13 protein-coding genes and 2 tRNA genes are annotated in these 20,639 nt (G+C 35.9%); 6 read left to right on the top strand and 9 right to left on the bottom strand.

What is annotated here, in order from left to right; translation table 11 throughout:
* The first annotated feature begins 34 nt into the window (after window positions 1-34).
* The 3 genes from QYS49_RS03375 to QYS49_RS03365 all read left to right on the top strand — a co-directional run bounded on the left by QYS49_RS03375 (window position 35) and on the right by QYS49_RS03365 (window position 1,261).
* Complete coding sequence (locus QYS49_RS03375) at window positions 35-967, top strand: acyl-CoA desaturase (protein WP_308350228.1); 933 nt, start codon at window positions 35-37, stop codon at window positions 965-967.
* Between the two features lie 74 nt (window positions 968-1,041).
* Window positions 1,042-1,114 (top strand) — tRNA-Gly (locus tag QYS49_RS03370).
* A 63-nt stretch (window positions 1,115-1,177) separates the two neighbouring features.
* Window positions 1,178-1,261: transfer RNA gene (locus tag QYS49_RS03365), tRNA-Leu, on the top strand.
* Window positions 1,262-1,552: 291 nt separating this feature from the next.
* On the opposite strand, the gene QYS49_RS03360 is transcribed toward QYS49_RS03365, so the two are convergent.
* From QYS49_RS03360 to QYS49_RS03330, 7 genes are all read right to left on the bottom strand, one after another.
* Complete coding sequence (locus QYS49_RS03360) at window positions 1,553-2,893, bottom strand: DUF2254 domain-containing protein (protein WP_308350227.1); 1,341 nt, start codon at window positions 2,891-2,893, stop codon at window positions 1,553-1,555.
* Window positions 2,890-3,798 carry a mechanosensitive ion channel family protein gene (locus QYS49_RS03355; protein WP_308350226.1) on the bottom strand — a complete coding sequence of 303 codons (909 nt, stop codon included), beginning with the start codon at window positions 3,796-3,798 and terminating at the stop codon, window positions 2,890-2,892. Before QYS49_RS03355 ends, QYS49_RS03360 begins: the two co-directional genes overlap by 4 nt.
* 110 nt (window positions 3,799-3,908) lie before the next feature.
* Entirely contained in the window at window positions 3,909-4,886 is a 978-nt protein-coding gene (locus QYS49_RS03350; RefSeq protein WP_308350225.1) for an NAD(P)H-quinone oxidoreductase, read from the bottom strand.
* A gap of 186 nt (window positions 4,887-5,072) precedes the next feature.
* On the bottom strand, window positions 5,073-7,409 hold the full coding sequence (gene tamL, locus QYS49_RS03345; RefSeq protein WP_308350224.1) for a translocation and assembly module lipoprotein TamL: 2,337 nt from the start codon (window positions 7,407-7,409) through the stop codon (window positions 5,073-5,075).
* Complete coding sequence (locus QYS49_RS03340; RefSeq protein WP_308350223.1) at window positions 7,379-12,319, bottom strand: translocation/assembly module TamB domain-containing protein; 4,941 nt, start codon at window positions 12,317-12,319, stop codon at window positions 7,379-7,381. The genes tamL and QYS49_RS03340 overlap by 31 nt, the downstream gene beginning before the upstream one ends.
* A gap of 108 nt (window positions 12,320-12,427) precedes the next feature.
* Window positions 12,428-12,847 carry a type II toxin-antitoxin system VapC family toxin gene (locus QYS49_RS03335; protein ID WP_308350222.1) on the bottom strand — a complete coding sequence of 140 codons (420 nt, stop codon included), beginning with the start codon at window positions 12,845-12,847 and terminating at the stop codon, window positions 12,428-12,430.
* On the bottom strand, window positions 12,844-13,089 hold the full coding sequence (locus tag QYS49_RS03330) for a DUF6364 family protein (RefSeq protein WP_308350221.1): 246 nt from the start codon (window positions 13,087-13,089) through the stop codon (window positions 12,844-12,846). Before QYS49_RS03330 ends, QYS49_RS03335 begins: the two co-directional genes overlap by 4 nt.
* A gap of 192 nt (window positions 13,090-13,281) precedes the next feature.
* Between QYS49_RS03330 and QYS49_RS03325 the strand changes: the two genes are divergently transcribed.
* The 3 genes from QYS49_RS03325 (at window position 13,282) to QYS49_RS03315 (ending at window position 16,152) form a co-directional block, all read left to right on the top strand.
* Window positions 13,282-14,469, top strand: a complete 1,188-nt coding sequence (locus QYS49_RS03325; RefSeq protein WP_308350220.1) for a thiolase C-terminal domain-containing protein — start codon at window positions 13,282-13,284, stop codon at window positions 14,467-14,469.
* An 85-nt stretch (window positions 14,470-14,554) separates the two neighbouring features.
* A complete protein-coding gene (locus tag QYS49_RS03320; protein WP_308350219.1) occupies window positions 14,555-15,910 on the top strand; it encodes a TlpA family protein disulfide reductase in 1,356 nt (451 codons plus the stop codon).
* Window positions 15,911-15,954: 44 nt separating this feature from the next.
* Window positions 15,955-16,152, top strand: a complete 198-nt coding sequence (locus QYS49_RS03315; protein WP_308350218.1) for a hypothetical protein — start codon at window positions 15,955-15,957, stop codon at window positions 16,150-16,152.
* Between the two features lie 412 nt (window positions 16,153-16,564).
* On the opposite strand, the gene QYS49_RS03310 is transcribed toward QYS49_RS03315, so the two are convergent.
* Entirely contained in the window at window positions 16,565-18,409 is a 1,845-nt protein-coding gene (locus QYS49_RS03310; RefSeq protein ID WP_308350217.1) for a PLP-dependent aminotransferase family protein, read from the bottom strand.
* Window positions 18,410-18,631: 222 nt separating this feature from the next.
* The gene (locus QYS49_RS03305; protein WP_308350216.1) at window positions 18,632-20,488 is read right to left on the bottom strand and encodes a vWA domain-containing protein; all 1,857 of its coding nucleotides are present in this window, start codon (window positions 20,486-20,488) and stop codon (window positions 18,632-18,634) included.
* Between the last annotated feature and the right edge of the window lie 151 nt (window positions 20,489-20,639).

The raw sequence follows: 20,639 nt of genomic DNA, 5'->3' as shown, positions 1-20,639 counted from the left end.
GTACCAACATATATTTAATTACACATTATTTAAAATGGCAGTTGCAGTAAAAGAGAACTTAAAAATCCGAAAAAAAGGCACTTGGAAAAAAGAAATTAGCTTTGCTATAGTCCACTTATTGCCCCTTGGTGCTATTTGGACAGGAGCTACATGGTTCGATTGGACCGTTTGTGCATTTCTATATGTTTGGCGAATGTTTTGGGTCACTGGCGGATATCACAGATATTTTGCCCATAGAAGTTATAATACCTCTCGTTGGTTTCAGTTTTTGATCGCATTTTTTGCGCAAACCTCTGCACAGAAAGGTGCCTTGTGGTGGGCTTCCCATCACCGTCATCACCACAGAAACAGTGATACCTTAAAAGATCCGCACAGTATGTTGCATTTTGGATTTTGGTATTCACATGTAGGTTGGATTATTGGATCAGACTTTAAAAATACTGATTTCAAGGTCATCTCTGATTATAGCAAATATCCAGAATTAAGATGGTTGAATAAAAATTATTTAGTTCCTCCTGTGGTATTGGCTTTAACCGTAATGGCTTTGGGCGGATTAGTAAATGGAGGAAGTGTTTTAGCTATGTTTACTTCTGCTGGTTTTTCTACTTTATTTATCGGTTTCTTTTTAAGCACCATTATTTTATATCATGCTACTTTTTCCATCAACAGCATTATGCACAAATTTGGAAATCAGCGATATGAAACTGGGGATGAATCTAGAAATAGTGTTTGGTTGGCATTATTGACTTTAGGAGAAGGATGGCATAATAACCACCATTATTATGAAACATCAGCCAGACAAGGCTTTTATTGGTGGGAAGTTGATTTAACATATTATGGATTGAAGTTTATGTCTATGATTGGCTTAATTTGGGACTTAAAACCAGTGCCAAAACACATCAAACAATCTAGAAATAAGCAGGAAGCAAAAGAATTAAAAGAGCAATTAAAAAAACAAGTAGCATAATTTTAAAAATTTTCTTGAATTGCTATTGTATTTTAAAAACTGCCTGTTAAATTTGCATTCCCATAAGGGGAAAAGCGAGAGTAGCTCAGCTGGTAGAGCGCAACCTTGCCAAGGTTGAGGTCGCGAGTTCGAACCTCGTCTCCCGCTCAAAACATATTGTAAGTGAGCTTTATTGCTCACTTATTTTTTTGACACATACAAATCATTCTAGCCGGGATGGTGAAATTGGTAGACACGCAAGACTTAAAATCTTGTGAACATTAGTTCGTGCGGGTTCAAGTCCCGCTCCTGGCACAAAAGCTTTCCAGAAATGGGAGGCTTTTTGTTTTTTATGGCTTTTCCACTTAAACTTATTTAATAATAAGTTTAAAAATCTTGGAAGTATTAGCTCGAGCGAACCTACCTGAATATATAAAAACAAACAGGCGCTACCAATATCTTAAAGTAAAGGCATACATCTTCTCTTACCGCTGCTCGCATTTGTGAAGACACAAATGCACCTAGGAAAGCTTAGCGCCATTCTGTAAACTGCTTGTGGGGACGAGCTGCTCTGGTGGGTGGTGGCAAATCAGCCATCTACTAATGCTACACTAAAAGCTTAAATTGCTGCTGAGTAGGAAACTTCAAATTGATTTTATAAATCATTTTATTAAGCTGCTCTCGGTCTAGTTTGTTTTCGAATTTACCTTCACAAGAATTAATGATGCTAAAGGTAAAATCATAGATTTCTTTATAATATACTTTCTTCTCATTATCAACTTCGAGCATTTTCTCTAGACTTCCTAAAAGCTGTAGCATAACTTGCACATCGTTTTGTCCATAATTTCTAACCGGAGTAAAGTTTTGAAACAAAATATCTTCGAACGTAATGGGCATTAAGTAAACGCATACATTCTCCTCCTTATCTTTTATAAATTCTCGTTGCTTTATTAACATCAGTTGAATAAATAATTCCGCCAATAAATCAATTGCTCTTATTGCAGTTCCCGGATCGTTTATTCCAGGGCTCAAAGCTTTCACCGCTATTTCTGATATTTGTCCAAAACCAAATGAAAAATGATCACTTATGTGTTCTTCTGTATAAAGTGTGAAGCAAGCTAAAAGGTCTTCATTTTGCTCGTCATCTAATTCTTTGTCGGTAAGCGCAAAAGGATAATGCTCTACCAAGTAGGTGCCAGTTTTAATTTCCATTTTTACCTTCACTTCATGTTTTATACAAAAATCCATTAAGCTTTGGTATGAGATCCTTTTTAAAAAGCCTGATTTTGAAGCTTTTTGTTTGTACCAATTATCGAAACTAGGCTTTTGCTCTGCAGAAGAATTTTTCTTCTCATCATCATTTTTCTCAATGTCCGATTCCTTGATGGTTTTATAAGTACTCTGCTTAAGATCATTCAAAATATTATCGACCTGAATTTTTTCAGAAATGGAATGGATAAAATAAACGAAAAGACCAAGGCAAATAAATGACAAGATCATGCTGATGAGGATTCCCAAAGAAGGTACTTCAAATTCTCTATCAGGAGCATCAATATTAACAATCAATAATAAACTAAAAATGATAGTGCCCAAATACACTCCCAAAACCATTTGGTGAAAACGGTTGGAAATCAGACCTGGAAGTACTCTTGGAGATAAAGTGGCAGTTGCTCTGTTCAAGACTACCATTACCATCGAAAAACTAAAAACCATTAAAGAAATGATGCTACCGACTATGGTTCCAAGAATTAGTCTGGCATTGTCAGAATTATGCACTAAAGAAATAGACAAACTCTTTTTCAGCCCCATCAGATATTCTGAGTACTCTACCTGAATAATAATTAATGAAAGAACAAGAAATAATATCGACAGCAAAGTTGGATAAAATGCTATACTACTAATTACTCTTAGATATAGCTTTTGCAAATTCCCTATCCATTTTTTCATAATTTCTTCCTTTTCAATTCCTCCACAGAGGATAAGTTTTTAATATTGATAGGTATTGACTGACCATCCTGATAAATTTTTAGCTCAACAATATCTGCAGGCAAATTAACCCCCTCTGTCTTCAACTTTTTAACTACAGTTTGTAATACTGAGCTTTTTAAAACCGTGAGGGAACCTAAAAAATCGAAAGTATTGATCCAGAAAAATATTCTGAGGTTAATGGTGCTTGTACCAAAATCATTGATAATAACAAAGGGCTTAAGATCATCCTTTTGTACAAGATTAGGCAATGCATTTAGGGTTTCTAAAATGGACTTAGTGACTTCTGCCACATCTTCACCATAATCTATACCTATTACAAAATCATGCCGCATTAACCCGTCTTTAGTGTAATTGGTGAGCGGGTTTTTTATTAGTAAAGCATTCGGTATATAAATATCTCGACCGTCATAAGTGCGGATGTGCGTATTCCGAAGTGTCATCTCTTTAACTTTGCCAAGCAAGGAGTTTATTTCAATGATATCACCACTTTTGAAAGGTCTGCTAAAAGCTAAAAAGAAACCTGCGAGGAAGTTTTCTCCCAGATCTTTGAAAGCAAAACCTAAAATTAAGGCAGACACCCCTGCGCCAGCTAGTAAACCACCTGCCGCACTTCCCAAGCCTACTTGTTTTAGGAACACCACAATTCCTATGATTGAAAATATAAGTAAAACAGCCCTCCCGATAAAAACAAGCAGTAATCTATCCTGAACTTTTTTCTTCAGACGGTTTTCTATCAATCTCCTGATAAATACACCAATAAAGATGAAGAATAGCAATAGCACAAAGCCAAGCGTAATTTCAGGTGTTTTCTCAAGGATATTTTCCCAATAGGACTGAAAAGTGGTGATAAATCTTTCTTTCATATTGTAGCAGTAACGTGCTTTAAAGTTAAAAGCTACATAAACCTTTTAAAAATGTAAAGCTGCCAGATTAAGATTAAACGATGTATGCAAATCGAGCTATTGCTATAAGGCTATTCAAGACTAAGAATTATCTTCCCAATATGCTCACTGCTTTCCATAAGCTCATGTGCTTTGGAAGCTTCGGCTAAAGGAAATGTTTTATAAACAACAGGTTTGATTTCGCCTTTCTCAAGTTTAGGCCAGATATGCTTTTTGAGATTTTCAGCAATGGCTCCTTTAAACTCAGTGGAGCGAGCTCTTAAAGTTGAGCCTGTTATGGTCAATCTTTTCACCATCACCTTTTTCATATTGATGGTGGATTCAGCATTTTTCATGGCATTTATTATCACCAATCTACCTTCAGAATTTAAGATGTTAATATTTTTCGCAGTATAATCTCCCCCCACCATATCCAAAATCACATCTACACTTTCCTTTTTTTCTTTGAGATATTCTTCAAAATCTTGCTCTTTATAATTAATGGCTAAATCAGCTCCAAGTTTAATTGCATAATCACATTTTTCTTGGGTTCCAGCTGTAGTAAAAACTTTTCCACCCATGCTTTTAACCATTTGAATGGCCGTCACGCCTATGCCTGATGTTCCACCGTGCACCAAAAAGTTTTCACCTTTTTGAAAATTCCCCCTGTCAAAAACATTGGACCAAACCGTGAAAAAAGTTTCAGGAAGTGAGGCCGCTTCTATAAAATTCAATCCTTTGGGAATCGGCAAACATTGTACTGCAGGAGCCGCAACTTCTGATGCATAGCCTCCACCTGCCACTAAAGCACAAACTTTATCTCCAACTTTCCATTGTTTCACCTCCTGACCAACTTCCTTTATAATTCCTGCCACTTCCAATCCGGGAATATCATCAGGAGCACCTTCAGGAGCTGGATAACCCCCCATTCTTTGAAAAACATCCGGTCTGTTTATGCCGGCAGCTTTCACTTCTATTAAAACCTCACCAGCTTGAATCTTAGGACGCGCTCTTTCTTCTAATTGAAGAACTTCCGGACCGCCAGGATTTTTGATTATGATTGCTTGCATGTTTTTTCAGTTTTAAGTCGTAAGTATTAGGTTTAAGTAAATCTGCTGAGTATAGAGTACAAAGTTAGCTCACAATATATTTAAACCTTATATCTATTGTGAATATATCTAGCTTCCAGTTTGAACTGCGGTACGAACCTAATCGTATCTCAACCTGTCTACTTGAAAACTCGCCAACTTGCCAACCTAGAATGGATACCCTATCCCAAAATTCCAGTTGATATTTTCTTGTCTCCAACTTTTGTTTCCTATTTCAAAACTATCCTGCCATTGGAAACCGTTATCAGTAGGCTTACGAAGTGGAGTGGCTACATCCAAACGGATTACAAAAAATTCAATATCTACTCTTAGTCCAATACCAGAGCCTATAGCCACTTCATTTATCCAGTTAGAGGTGAATTTACCGTTTCTACTATCTTTATTCCTGAGCCATACATTTCCTGCATCTGTGAATACTGCGCCTTTCAAAAAGGAAATAATTGGAAAACGATATTCTAAATTGGCTTCTATTTTAATGTCTCCCGCTTGATCAAAAAAGCTTGTTCCATCTATGGTATCTTCTGGGTGATAATTGCCAGGGCCCAAGCTTCTAATACGGAAGGCCCGAACTGAATTGGGACCGCCAGAAAAATATTGTTTGGAATAAGGCAAACTTACTGAATTACCATAGGGCAAACCAATACCGGCAAAAACACGACTCACCAATCGGCTTTCTTTTCCTATATTTTGATAATTTCTGAGGTCAAAATCGAAGCGAGAAAATTGTGTATAGCTTTGTCCCAAAAACATTTTATCATCTCCAGAAACACCGCCAATATTTTGTGCTAAAGCCAACGCATTTCCTGCAAATTCAGCATTAAAGGAAAAATAGAATCGATTTCTTTTAATATTTCTCACTAGCTGACTCCATTGAAAACTATAAGACATGCCAGGAATAAATTGTTGTTCAAAACTTCGTGCTAAAAATGGATTTCCAGCTTTTAATTTTTTAAAGGCATCACTCTCATTTCCGATATTAATATAGTTGATGGAAATAGGGTTTAGGTTGTGGGTAACAAAAATATTAGGATTCCATTCGAAACCATATACTGCTAGAAAGGAATTGAGATTAAACCACTGAGACCGATTTAGCAAATCGTAGGATAATTTGAATTTGGTTTTGGGAATTGAATAACGAAATTTATCCTTAATCGGAAATGGAGTAACAATTCTTGGGATTATCAATTCGGCTGCAACTCCTGTCTCAATACTATTCAAGCCAGTAGAGACGCCTCCACTGTTGAGCTGAGCTTCGTATCCAATCTTACTTGACAACCTTAGTGCCTCTCCTCCTTTGAATAAATTCCTATTTAAATATTCAAAATTTAAAGATGGACCTACAAAATTATTAGACTTACTTACCATCTGTAGTTCAGAACGAAAAGAGCGTTTATTTAAGGGAGACAAATAAATGTTTGCCGTTAATTGCCCTTTGCTATTTTGCAAAAGACTATCTTCCACATACCGAATGTTGACAAATCGATAGGTTTTTAAGGAATTTAATCTTTTACTCGTATAGCTTTCATTTTCGGGGCTGTAATGTTCTCCTTCTTGTATAAAAAGATACGGGTAAAGTCGATCAGGTCGAAAAAATATCTCTGATTGTATAAATTCCACATCATTTAAAACAACAGTATCTGCACTTTTAATCCCTTCAGAAGTATCAAGTGAATATTTTGGGAAAACATGAATCTCTTTAATTTCAAAAGGTACTAGTGCTAGCTCTGAGGCATCATCTTTTATTCTTAGCTCCATTATTGCCTGATTTTGTTCTTTGGTGCTGAGCGTATCAGCCTCAAAAAGCAAATTATTGGATGTGAAATAATAGTATCCGTCTTTTTTAAGGAAGTCAGATATGTCGTCCCTAGTCTTTTTTAATTTTTCAAGTGAAAAGGGCTCTCCTTTTTTGATTGGGGTTTCATTATCCAAATAATCTTGAATGAGACTGTCCACTTTAAACTCTCCTACTTTGTTATAAAATATAGAATCAATATGTAGACGATTGCCAGGGCTTATTTCATACTCAATAAAACCAGTTTTCTTATTTTCTATAACTTCGTGTTTAGTATTACTGTTGAAATACCCTAAATTTTCCATCCGGTTTTTCATCAGCTTTTTCACACTATTTGTATTTACTTTTTCCAATAAAACCGGTGCCTCTCCAATTTTTTTATTTACCCATTTTGCATAGAAACCTGCTTTGTTACTTTTAACTTTTTGATGTGCCCATAAGCCTATGCGCATTCCTAAAATCTTTTTATTGGGCTGGGGTTTATTCACCTCCTCCAAATCAAGTATTAATTCTCTTTTATATTTAGAACTTTCTGCATCTTTTATATTCAGCTCTCCGCCAGTATATAATCTTTCACCTTCTGCAAGATTTTTAGTAGTTCTGCAGGAAAATAGGCTCACCCCCAGAATGCTTAACAATGCGATATGTAGGAAAATTTTTCTCACTCCTCGTCCTCCTCTGTTTTTTGCCAAAGTTCATTGAACTTCTCAAATTCTTTACTGAATTGAATGGAAACTCCAGTAATGACTACTTGTCCATCTATAAAACCTTCATATTCACTTTTTCTGAACCCCCTCAATTTATAGCGCCCGTCTTCAGTCAGTAAATATTCAACCATAATATTTCCAATGATGTCAGTGGCTTGTTGCTGGCTTCTTTGCTGACCTTCTAAATCTACCTGACTTCCTACCTCAACTCTAAAGCGATCATTAAATAAATTTTTGCTTAAGCTCATCTCTAGTTGAGTTCTGTCCTGTGCTGTTCCGCTTTGGTAATCTTCATAAGAATTTAAGTCTAAATTTAGATTTACCCCTTTCACATATTGGCTGCTCAATTTATTCAACTGATTACTTAAAATCTGACTTGCACTATTTCTTGCAATAGCTTCAGAATTTGGTCCACCATTGCTACTTCCGCTTGGGAAAAATTGATTCAACACTAATAAAGAAAATACTTGTTTATTCAGCCTAGTTTCATTGGTGTTAATGGATTGAACTTGTTGGTAAATATTTCCTCCCAATGCACCACGGCTTGCTTCAGGCATATCCAAACCAAAGGAAATCTCCGGCTTGCTTAAATTTCCACCCACGAACAATTGAACATAAAACGGTAATTTTTGCCTGTACTGAGTCTGTACCTGAGATGAAGCCGAGGAAATTTGATCTTCCATTAAAGTATTCACTGGGGTTTCAGTTTTATATAAAGCCGTTATATCCAAAGTAGCTTCATATGGATCTCCTGACCAACTAATTCTGCTACCTTGCTGAATTTCAAACCTTCTTTTTACCAAATCATACAAGCTTAATTGATAATACCCTTTGTTTACTTCTACGTTTCCATTCAAGCTGATAGCTCCATTTTTCCTCATAGTTAAATTCAAGTCAGTATCACCAGAAACCGTTAAATAATCACCTCTTTTTTCATCTACGATCACCTTAAATTTAGCATTCTTATCAGTATTGATAATCGCATTCAACTCCATTCCGTCAATATCAGCACTTCGTTTTAATTCACCTTCAGATGAAGCAATCGTATCAGATGCTTCATAAGGTTTTGTAAAAGTGACAATACCTTCTTGTTCCACTACATCAATTCGCGTTTCAGGTATAACATAGGTCAAATCAGTTTTTTCATTTAAGCCGACTTTTGCTTGCACAGTTGGTTGGTCAAGACTACCTTTCCATGAAATATCAGCATTGAAAAATGCCTTACCGAAGAATAAATCACTTTCATCTTTAGTGGAGTTTAACAATTGAAAATTTTCGGCTGTCAGTCGTAAATCGAATTTAGGGTTGAGTAAATTTTTTGTAGTGACCGTCCCATTCAATTGCATTTTACTGTTCTGTTCATCCAACAAGGTGAAATTATTGAGCTTAATCACTTCATTCTTTAGATTAATCACTTCATCAGGCAATTGATAGGTCATATTGAGATAAGGGAAGAAAAGAGAAGCCTCTTGAAAATTAAGCCTACCGTCATAAACGAAGTCTTCTGTATTTCCGCTAAAATTAAAATGGCCTGCCAAATTTCCACTAGCCTCTTTTATCAAGCCATCAGAAAAACTCGTTAAAAAAGGAAGGGAAACACTGTCCATATCCAGCTCAAAATCAAATTCAGGTACTTCAGGATTATTATCAAACCAACCTTTACTTCTAAAGCTTACTTCTCCCTTAGAAGAGATATTAAATCCATATCGATTCACTGATTCCTGTTCTGCATTGAGGCTTAAATTTCCCACTTCTTCATTAAAAATATTTAAACTGTCAATTTTTAAAGAGGCTGAAAAGGCCATTAAATTCTGAAGGTTATCCAGTTTTATTCCGCCTTTTATAATTCCCTTGGCGGGGCTTTCTTCTGCATTGATGATGGCAAAGAAGTTTTCAAGCCTAAAATTCTCAAAATTCAACTGAAGTGAAGTAATGTTATTTTCTAATGCAGTTTTCACTTCAAAAAGCTGCATATTTCGCTCAAAAATCATGTTTTGAATCTGTAGGGTAGCCGTGTCAAAGTATATTCTGTTTTCAGGATGCATGTTCCAATCTTTTGCATTTAAGATGAGATTATCGGGCTTAAGTGACCAAAATAAAGAGTCTTGTCTTCTTTCTGCAATGGCATCAACATGGAAAAGACTATCTGCTTGAGAATCTTCAGCAAAGAAATTAAATAGTGCCCGTTCTGGAGTAATATCTGCTTTTAAAATAGTAGGGTAAATACTTAAACTTCCTGAGGTAATTCGTTGAAAGTTGGTGTTTACATGAAATTCCTCTTCTGAATTATTGATGCTTAAGTTTAAGCTATCCAAATTGATATCCTGATATTGAAATTGCGGAACACTAAGTTTGAAATCAACTATCTCTTCTGAACTATTGTAATTTCCTTTTGCATTAATGGGTTTGAAGTTGATATCTAATGGAAGAAAATTCAACAAGTTATGACTTTCTTCTGCCTTTAAGGAAAAGGAAAGACGCATCGGTTTATTAGTGGTATCCACTTCAAAAATTTTAGCTTTCTGAAGTTTTGAAGCTTCCAGATCTGCGAAAGCGAGTTTATCAAAAGCGTGATTCATATTGAGATCGAAAGCGATATTTTCCCAAGTCAATTTAACACTCGCGCTATCTTCGGAATTATAAGCTTGTAAAGCTAAAGGTGTAAAGTAGATACTTTTATTAGGACTTGTAAAATTGGTTTCTGTCAGCCTTGCACGAAAAGATTGATGGAGGCTGTCCATTTCAAAGTTTACAATAGCTTTGGTAGAAGCCCAAACGGCACTATCAGAAATATTAAGCGCTAATAAATCAAGCATTTTGATATCAGCATTTAGATTAATTTTTTGATGAATGGAATCAATGTTTCCAGACGCATCTAAATTAAAATCCACAATAGAATCTGAATAATTAGTGCTGAATTCCAGCTGGCTCTTTACTAAAGAGGCAGACATATTGATGGTATCGAACGGGTTTGCCATATAGCTAAAATTCCTAATGCTGATAGCTGCTTGAGTGTTCATTTTCTCAGGCTGTAAACCTTTACCATTTATGACGATGTCGAGGTCTGCAGTATTGAAGCTTAGGCTGTCTTGTAACCATTTAGCCAGTTCCAAATCCGATAATTTAATGTTTGCCTGATAGCTTTCCGGCTCATTAGAATTAAAATTTCCTTTTACTTTTACTAGGCTAATATCGTCCAAGGTGGCTGATAAATCAGCTTTAATATTTCCTGCATTATACTTTCCACTTCCCGACAAATAAACTTTGTGAGGGTAATATTCTGGATAATCCTTCGGCATGAAATAACGGAAATCAGACACATTACTTTTGAGCTCTAAGTTTTCAAATGAAGCCATTAGCTTTTCTCCGTCTTGCCAGTTATTGAGCTTGGCATTTAAGGCCACTGAAGTTTTATTTCCATACAGCAAACGGAATTGTTGAAGATTAATATCCTTGTCATTTCCATTGATTTTTCCGTAAAGTTTAGCAGTATGTTTTGATAGTGCCAATAAACTGCTGTCTTCTTTTAGTTTAGGAGAAAAATAGAAAGCGTCTTTTATATTAAGAGTTGTAGGTAGTTTTAAGTCAACCCTGAATTTTGATTTATAAAAGCTCCCGGCAAATAATGAATCTATAGAGGAGAAATCAATGATGGCATCGGTTTGTAAAATGGAGTTAGTGGTTTCTACTTTTAAATTGTAAAATTCCGCTGACGTTGCATTAAAATTTATAGCTCCACTTAACTCTTTTAATTCAAAATTTTTGCTGTCTCTAGCAGAGAAGATTAAATTTTCAACGCCTAAATCTTCGGTTATATATTTAGCATTTTTTAAATTGAGTTTGATGTCCTGAAACTGCATATCATCAGGATTGAACCCTTCAGTTTCTTTAATTTTACTCGTTGATTTTATTTCCAAATTTGCCAAATCAAAATTGAAAGTGTTGAGCTTTATATTATAATCTGGAAATTCAAAAGGAGCAGGATTATCCTCACCTTCTTCTTGAGTGGAATCAGAAGCTATAGGTAATCGCATTCTAAAATGGCTGATTTTATTATCGAAATTATCCAGTTCAATTTTATTTTTGGCTAAATCCACTTTTGCATTTCGGATCTCCAATAAATTGATAAGCGAAGACATTTGCAGACTGTCAAAAAAGGTTTCGTATTTTAAATCAATTTCGTTTAAGCTTAGTTTTTGGACATTAATTTTTGGTAAAGTGCTTTCTGTAGAGTCTTCTTCTGAAGGTGGAAATGCTAAACCTTGAGAATAGTTTGCTTTCACATTTTGCAGGATGAATTCTTCAATATCAAAATGCATGCTGTCCAAATCAAAGGTATTTAAGGAAAGCTCGAGTTCTCCTAGCTTTAGATTGGTATTCATTTCCACATTAATATCCTGAAAGCTCAAATCAATATTTTCCAACAGGATTTGGCGTACATTGATAGTGGTGGAGGAAGTAGTATCGGTTTCTTTTTCAGTGCTAGTAGAATCAGCATTTGCAAAGGCATCAATTATAAACTGAAAGTTATAACTGCTGTCTGCTGAATTATTATGGACTCTACCTGTGATGCCGTTTAGCTCCAGGTTTTTCACATCTACATTTCCATCTAAAAGTGGTTTCCAGGCAACATCTGCTAAAATGGAATTGGCATAAATTAAAGTGTCTTGATTGGTATCTTCTGCATACAGTCCTTCAATCTGCGCAGCACCTAGGAAAGTGATATAAAGCCGCTTGATTTCAAATTTGGTCTGCGTTTTTTCGCTTACATATTTGGTGGCGTAATTGGTGATTTTCTGCTGTACTACCGGCAACCTAAGCGAAAGGATGAAAGTCACCAATAGCAATAAAATGCCACCCAGAATATATAATATGATTTTGCCTGTTTTCTTCAAATTAATTTCTAAAGCACAATTTTAGTGACAACCTCAGCTATATCCTAACGGAAGAGTGGGGGATTGGATTTTATTGGGGGATTTTAATGATGAATATATAAGTAATTATTAAAAATTAGCTCTTGCCAAAAATTCCTTTGCTGTTAAAACCGGCAATTTTGAATTTTTAAAATCTTTCTTATTTCTACTGATAATTATATCTACTTGATTTTCAATTGCAGAATAATACTGTAATCCATCTTCAAAATCAGGAAAGCTTTCATCACTTAAAGCAAGCTCGGTTATTTTATCATCTAAACTAACAACCTCTACCAAAACCTTAAACTTCCTAAGAATTGCTCTTGCTTCCTTTGCTGATTTTAATTTACTGAGGATATAATTCGTGTTGGCGAATGTCAAAGATGATATAGCTAGGTTCAATTCTTTCCTATCAGACAAAGAAAATAGTTCTGCTGCATCATTGTAAAACTCTTTTCTTTTAGCCAATAAATCAATTATAATATTCGTGTCAATCAGTAGGCTTGTCATTTATACTTCTCTATTAAATATTGAGCATAAGAATCTTTAACGTCAAAATCATCTTCTAAAGAAATAACCCCACTTAGGCTTTTAACCAAAGGCGTAATCTCCTTTTCTTTTGCAGTACTTTTTGTCAAAGTACTTAAATAAGCTTCAATTAATTTAGAAAGACTCGTATTATTAGACTTCGCATAAATTTTAGCGGTCTCAATAATTTTATCATTCAAACTTAAGGTGAGTTTTTTGTCCATAATATAAATCTTTACGTACAAATATAATATTAATTTACGTGAATTGAAACTGCTTGGTTTAAAGTGATTATGTCCCACTGATTGAGTTTATAAGAACTAGCGGACTGATTGCAGAATTAATCCATTTAATATTGACTCAATCAGTCAATTTTTATTCCTCACTTTTATTAACTTAACACAAAAGAAAAAGAAATGGATTTAGGAGTAAATATAATCGGGGCTTATCATTCTTCATTTGGCAGATTAGAAGACGAGACTTTATACACACTTTATGAAAAAGCGGCTAAAGGTGCTTTGCAAGATGCAGAAATTGAAGCAAAAGCTATTGATGGCGTGTTTGTTGGAAATTACAGTGGAGGAGCTTTCAACCAGCAAGAAAATATTGCTTCATATGGCGTGAATGCTATTCCTGAATTGCGTCACAAGCCGATGTACAGAACTGAAACAGCTTGTTCATCTGGTTCTTCTGCTATTCATATGGCGATTATGGCGATAAAATCAGGCATGATGAAGCGTGTTTTAGTGGTCGGTTTAGAAAAAATGACGGATTTGGATATTGCTGGAGTCACAGAAGCTCTAGCCCTTGCCACTTACTGGCCGGAAGAAGGAAGTAAATCGGTAACAGCTCCCTGCATGTTTGCGGATTTGGCTAAAGGCTGGATGAAAAAATACAATTATTCAGAAGAACAACTCCGACCTTGGTTAGCTCAAATTTCTGCTAAAGCTTATACCAATGCTGCGGAAAACCCATTGGCTCAATTACAAAAAGCTAAATCAGCAGAAGATATACTTTCATTGCCTAATGAAAAAAACCCGATGATATATCAGCCACTTCGATTACATGATTGTTCATTGGTTTCAGATGGATCTGCGGCTTTGGTGCTGGAAGATGCCAGTTTAAGTAGTAGAAAATCTGTAGCCATCAAAAGTTTCTACAGTGCAGCAGATTATTTGGATAGTTTCGGGAAGAATAAATCCGACTATTTTCTGGAAGGAGCAGCTTTTGCAGTGGATAAAGCCTTAAAAGGAGCTGGTCTTTCCATTGAAGATATTAGTCTGGCAGAAGTGCATGATTGCTTTACCATAACAGAGCTTTTATTATACAGTGCTATGGGAATTGCTCCTGCAGGACGTGAGTTTGAAGCCTTGGAAAATGGTAAAGTCTATAAAGATGGAGCATTGCCTGTAAACGTATCTGGCGGATTAAAAGCCAAGGGCCACCCTATTGGTGCAACGGGAGTTGGGATGCATGCTTACATCTACAAACAATTGATGCAACAAGCCTGGGGACATCAAATAAAAGATGCCCAAACAGGCTTAGTGGTAAATATTGGTGGTTCGGGAACGAGTAATGCGGTTTCGGTTTTGGAATCCTTTTAGTTTCACCCAAAAGATAAAACACATGGCCATGATTTTTAATCTCCAACTTTCTAAATCTTTCTTAAGTTTATTTAATTTCGTCCCAATGAAAAAGATCATTTGTACATTTTTTGCCCTGATTATCAGTTTTTCACTAATGGCTAAATCTGGTAAAGTAGTGATTACTGGTGCAGTGCAAAACCAATCTGCGACCACTATTGCTATCACAGACCTTAATAATCAAAAAATTGCCTCAGCAGAACTAGATGACAAAGGCCATTTCAGGACGTCTTTCAAGTTAGAATATGATGGATATTATTCTCTTGACTATGGTCGTAATTCAACATATGTTTATCTCTATCCTAAAGATGAATTACACATCAGCTTCGATGCTAATCACTTTGAAAGCACCCTCACTTTTGAAGGAAAGGGTGCGAATCGGAATAATTACTTGGCTAATAAATCGAAAGTCCAAGCAGAACTCACTAAAGACCTGGAAGCTTTTTATAAGGTGTCTGAGACGGATTACCTTCAAAACCTCAAAAATGTTAAAACCAAACATGAGGCTTCGCTGGCAACCTATGATGTGCAAGAATTCTTTAGAAATGCAGAAAAAAGGGCTTTAGAGTATAATCGCTTGTTAAATATTCAGAATTATAAGACCAGCTACAAATTCTACCTTGGGGAGGAGATTTCACCATCAGATGATTTTTATGCGCCCATTAGTTCTGTAGATTTAGGAGATGAGGAGCAATACAAGAAACAGCCATATTACCGTTATTTGGTGAACTCAGTTTGGAGCGATCGTATTGCGGCTGCCCCTGATGTAGATGGGATGTTGGCTGTTTTGAGCCAAGTGTCTTCACAAGCTGTACTTATTAGTTTGGTAAACGGGTTTTATTCAAAGATCTCTTCCAGTGAAGATCGCGCTAAAGATTATCTCGATCTTATCAAACGAGTTACTACGCACCAACCTTTTATTGATGCGGCAGAAAAAAGATACCAAGAAGTAATGAGTGCTAAAGGCTTAACTAAAGGTGATATTTCTCCAGAATTCAATTACCAAACCGTGGATGGCAAAACCGTTAGTTTGAGCGATCTAAAAGGAAAATACGTATACATCGATGTTTGGGCTACCTGGTGCGGACCTTGCATCAAACAAATACCCTACCTGAAGAAATTGGAAGAACTTTATCATGATAAGAATGTGGTTTTTGTAAGTATCTCTGTTGATAAAGAGAGTGCGAAAAATAAATGGAAAAAGATGGTAGCGGAGAAAGAACTTGGAGGACTGCAACTCTTTGCTGATAAGTCCTTCGATAGTGAATTTATGGATGCCTATGCAGTCAATTCTATTCCGCGTTTCATCTTGATAGATCCTGATGGTAAGATCGTTGACCCTGAAGCACCAAGGCCTTCCTTCCAGAAAACCAGAAAGCTTTTAGATAGATTATTAAATTAGTATTAGATTTTAAAATTTCAGTATTTATACTTTTACTAGGCTAAATGGCTTTCTACCAGTCTCTATTCCTCTTAGGATTTAATAACCCGCAGAGAAACAGTAGTTGGAATGAATGCCTACTTCTACAAACAACTGATGCAAAAGCCTGGGCAAAACAATTGAAAAATGTCCAAACAGGCTTAGTGGTAAATATTAGTGGTTCGGGAACGAGTAATGCAGTTTCAGTTTTAGAAGCCCCCTAACCCAACAACTGGCGGGGAAAGGCACAGATTTAGATAAGCAGCAAATAATAAATTTCACTACTGTTCTTCTTTATACCTATTGCAAAATTTTGATAACTGAAATACATCAATTTAAAATGCAATAGAAAGTCCGCGCCCCCCTCTTAAGACTCTATGATATTTAGTTAAACTTTGAAGCATTTCGTTCGCTATATTCTAAAAAAATAACCAAGGTTATTTTTCTTTGTGTTCTATTGTATCTTTTGTGGTGGAAATTTGATAACGTTGTTACATATTAACAAACATTCTTTTTTAACCACAAAAGATTCAAAAGAAAACAAAAGGTTTTTCGCTAAAGCGAAAAAATCTTAAAGCGAATTTACTTCACATAAGAAATTTGAGTCTGTGGGGAGTGTTGCATTCACACTCGATTTTAAATACTCTCCACAAAATCCGAGAATACTTTCTTATGATGCTCCAAATCCAAATCAGGAGATACTGAAACCCTAGCAATATAATCCTTATCTGATTCTTTGGTAGTTCCTTGTGTGGAAGTTGCAGGAATCGTCCAGTAACAGCCTTTTAGCTGACCATAACTCACACAATATTTACTTTCCTCAGGGATTTCAGTAATCATCATATTGATCAATTTTAGATTTAAAGCTCTCTTATAGTTTTCTCTTTCTTCATCTGTATTCCCTTTGGTAGGAAGATCTAAAGAAAAGACTGAAGGAGTAAAATCCTGTTCTGCTAATTCTTCTGAAACGAAATTGATTTTGGCTGTTGGTAAAACTTCCTTGATGTGATTTACAAATTCCCTAGTATTTTTATAAGCATCAGCAATTCTTTGGTTCATGGAAGGCAATTGTTCAGCTAATATTTCAGTTTGCAAATCGGTAGCCTCATTATCGCAAAGGATCAGATGCTTTTCTATATTTCCCATCAAGTCGGCTGCTTTTTGATTGGATGAAACATAACCTGCCGTACATTTTCCACCGCTTGGGAACTTAGATCCACTCACATAAGAAATAACACGAATTTCAGAAAGTATCCCTTCTTCACTTAGAAATTGTATGTTTGGACAAAAAGTTTGGTCTAAAATGAAAACCGGATCAATGGCATTCTCGCCAGTTGGAGTTTTTCGCTCTTTACTAAGTGCCGCTCTTAATTTCTCCATATCCGGAACCTCTACTCTTGGGTTTGTTGGAATTTCTGCAATGATATAAGGGATAGCACTTTCTTGTGCTACACGATCTAATACTTTATCAGTACTTTGCACCATATCATTATCGCCATCTACTGGAAGGTCTAAGATTTCCACATTAGGAATACATGCCGCTACTCTTCTGGCTTGGTCGTTTGTTCCACCATAGCAATTAGGCGGTACAATAATCTTAATTTCTTTTCCTGGATGTTTTTCTATCGCTTCTTCCACTAAGCCCATCATAATGGCATATTGAACTGAAAGCCCACAATTTCCTAGTAAAGCTTTTGTGTCCGCAGCGGTGATTTTTTTAATGGATTCTAAAACAGAAGATTTATCAGCCTCGAATTTAGTTGTGTCTTGTTTGGTTGGTGTTTGTCCTTGCAATAATTGCAAAGCAGCATAACAATTTTGAGGTGTCATGCTTATTGTTTCTCTTCTTCTCACATGCTGAATTGCAGAAACGTAAGCCTCACTTTGTTCTCCATTCACCAATAAAATACTTCCTAATTGGCTATGGATGCTAAGATAGAAGTCAATATTTTCGTTGAGTGTTACTTTTCCTATTTCATCCTTTTGTGAAATAAAAATAGTACTGCCGTCAAATGCAGAAATGTCTTCTATATCTTCAACTTGCTTTAATTCAAAATTATAGTTGTAAACAGACTTTACAGTTTCCAAATCAAAATAAGCAGGTAATTCACCTGTATAAGCAATTAGCGTGTTCTTTTTATCAAACAGATTTTTTCGTAATACCGCCAAAACGGGAACTGTTCGGGATGAAAAACTGATGACTTGATCCGCTTTAAGATTATTGAATTTAGCAATTGTCCATTCCAAAACGGAAGATAAAGGATGCCCTAATCGAATATAGTCATAAGCAGTAGGCAGCTCACTGAGCTTAGAATAATCTGCATTCTCCTGAGCATATAGCTTTTCAAAACGCTCCAAAAATTCTGTTTTGGCTAAATCTTCCTTATAAATATCCAATCTATGGGTGGTGAGTTTCAACCAATCAGAGGGTACATTTTTTACTACATTTTCTATATAATTCAGGGTTTTGCTATCGTTCATTATCTTCTTTTGTTTTTGGGCGTTTCCGTATAATACTCGTTATATAAATAGATGTTGTGCTAATTTGTTTTGTGGTGCACAAAAGTAAAACAATAAGGGGGAATGCAAAAATTGGGGGTTTACAGAGACGCCATGCATGGCGTCTCCACAATTCATCGCGTCTCTACAATGCACCCAATATATAGCAACCAATACAAATTTTAAAATATTAACAACTAAGAATTAATTTTTAGCCATCATACTGCTCGATTCTACCAGCTTGATGAATTCTATTCTATAACCATTTTCATCTTCTCCTTTTGCACTTTTTGCTAAATCTGCCACTAACTGATAATCACCTTTTTCAAGATAATCAGAATCCTTCAAAAGCATCCCGTAAATAGCTACAGCAGCCGACCAACGAAAATTATCAGACGTTTTATCAAGTGCTTTAATGGTATTTTCTACCGTTTTAACAATTAACTGGCTGACCTCTTCATTCGGAGCTTTGTATCTGAATTTTACGGTAAGTAGCTCATCACCATAACTGGCTTTTTCTATTTTAGGCTTATTTTGTTGGTATTTTAAATCATCAATAGGTTTAAAATAACTATCCACACCTTTTGGGATAATTTCATATAAAGCGGTAACAGTATGACCAGAGCCTAGTTCACCAGCATCTTTCTTATCATTATTAAAATCTTCATTATTAAGCTTTCTATTCTCGTAGCCAATTAATCGATAGGCTGTAACGTTTGCAGGATTGAACTCTACCTGAATTTTAACATCTTTGGCAATGGTGAAGAGTGTCCCTCCAAATTCGTTTACTAACACTTTTTTCGCTTCTAAAATATTGTCGATATAAGCATAATTGCCATTTCCTTTATCAGCCAATATTTCCATTTTTGAATCCTTATAGTTACCCATTCCAAAGCCTAAAACAGTAAGAAAGACGCCTTCTTTTCTTTTCTTTTCAATCAAATCTTCCATGGCTTCATTTGAACTCGCCCCCACATTAAAGTCGCCATCAGTGGCTAAAATGATTCGGTTGTTGCCTTCTTTCATGAAATTTTCTTTCGCGATTTTATAGGCCAGTTCTATGCCTGCACCACCGGCAGTAGAACCACCAGCCTGTAAGTTTTGTAGCGCTTCAATGATTTTGTTTTTTTCTTTGCCTGAAGTAGGGGGAAGCACACATCCTGCGGCACCAGCATACACCACAATAGATACCATATCCTCTTCTCGGAGCTGTTCAACCAACATTTTAAGACCTGACTTCAGTAAGGGCAGCTTATTTTGAGCAAACATAGAACCTGACACATCTAAGAGAAAAACTAGATTGGAAGCAGGCAGATTTTCTGTTGGAATTACCTTACCCTGCAATCCAATATGCACAAGTTGATGTTTTTCATTCCAAGGGGCTGGCGCTACTTCGGTGTTAATAGAAAATGGATCTTGACCACTTGGTTGTTTGTAGTCATAATTGAAGTAGTTAATCATTTCCTCTATCCTCACTGCATCTTTAGGTGGATTTTGACCATTGTTAATAAATCTTCTCATATTAGAGTAAGAAGCGGCATCTACATCTATGGAAAAAGTGGACAGTGGATTTTGGGTAGCTTCCTGAAAAGTATTTTCGTCAAGACCTTCGTAATCCTCGGTGTTAGGCTGATGATAGGATGATTCAGCATCTTCCATGAAATAAACTTGCTCAGCCTCATAGCTTACCGCTTTTCTTTGTGAGAAAAAATTCCGAACAGGACTACTAGTGACTACCACTTCAGATAATTGGGCAACATCAGCTTGCAATTGCACATCAATAACACTTCGCCCTTTAATTGGCACTTCCTTTTTCTCCATTCCAATGTAGCTAAAAACTAATACCCCCTTTAGAGAAGGCACTTTGATGGAATATTCTCCATTTAAATCAGTAGTTACCCCTATGGCGCTACCTTTCAGTAATACATTTACTCCAGGTAAATCCTCGCCACTATCGAAATCCGTGACTTTCCCGCTGATAGTGATTGATTGTGCGGCTAACATAGCAGAACTGATCAAAATCAGACTACTTACTCTTATTGCATCCATTAACTTTTTCATAATCGATAATTTTATGTGAAACATATTTGTAGTCAGGATGCAGCCACTCCATAAATTCCATAAAATTATTTTCAGTTTTTTATTTTTTGAAAAGAAACTAGAGGCAATGTGCAATCAAATAGTCATTTAAAAGACGATAAATCAAACCCGT

The organism is Marivirga salinae, from assembly GCF_030503855.1.
GTDB classification, from domain to species: domain Bacteria; phylum Bacteroidota; class Bacteroidia; order Cytophagales; family Cyclobacteriaceae; genus Marivirga; species Marivirga salinarum.
This window is presented reverse-complemented; position numbering and strand designations above follow the sequence as displayed.